A 763-nucleotide genomic window follows, 5' to 3' on the forward strand; every position below is an offset into this window, starting at 1 on the left:
GAATCGCAATCCATCTACGACGTTTCGGACGAGTTTTTTGCCCTGTTCCTAGATCCGACAATGGGCTATACGTGCGCTTATTTCGAACGCGAGGGCATGACGCTCGAAGAGGCGCAGAATGCGAAGTTCGATCTGGCGCTGGGCAAGTTGAATCTCGAGCCGGGGATGACGCTACTCGACATCGGTTGCGGCTGGGGAGGAGCGCTGCACCGGGCGATCGAGAAATATGACGTCAACGTGATCGGGATCACGCTGAGTCGCAACCAGTTTGCCTACAGTAAGGCCAAAATGGCCGCCATCCCCACCGACCGCTCCGTCGAAGTCCGGTTGCAGGGCTGGGAGGAATTCGACGACAAGGTCGACCGCATCGTTTCGATCGGCGCCTTCGAGCACTTCGGCCGCCAGCGCTACGGCCGCTTCTTCAAGATGGCCTACCAGGTGCTGCCGTCCGACGGAATCATGTTGCTGCACACCATCGTTCGCCCCTCCTTCAAGGAGGCCAGGGCGCGGGGCATGACGCTGACGCACGAGATCGTGCACTTCTCGCAGTTCATCCTCACCGAGATCTTCCCGGGGGGCTGGCTCCCGACCCCGCAGACCGTCGGGGAGTACGCCGTAACGGCCGGCTTCGAGCTGACCCGGGTGCACTCACTGCAGCTGCACTACGCGCGCACCCTGGAGACGTGGGCGGCCGCCCTCGAGGCGAACCGCGACGAGGCCATCGCCATCCAGTCGCAAGAGGTCTACGACCGCTACATGAAGT

Annotated in this window: 1 protein-coding gene; it reads left to right on the plus strand. The window is 62.0% G+C overall.

What is annotated here, in order from left to right; all coding sequences use genetic code 11:
- Positions 1–763 (plus strand): cyclopropane mycolic acid synthase family methyltransferase (locus A9X03_RS17585; protein WP_156746495.1); only part of this gene is annotated, 763 nt, incomplete at both ends.

The organism is Mycobacterium sp. E1715, from assembly GCF_001667625.1.
GTDB lineage: Bacteria > Actinomycetota > Actinomycetes > Mycobacteriales > Mycobacteriaceae > Mycobacterium.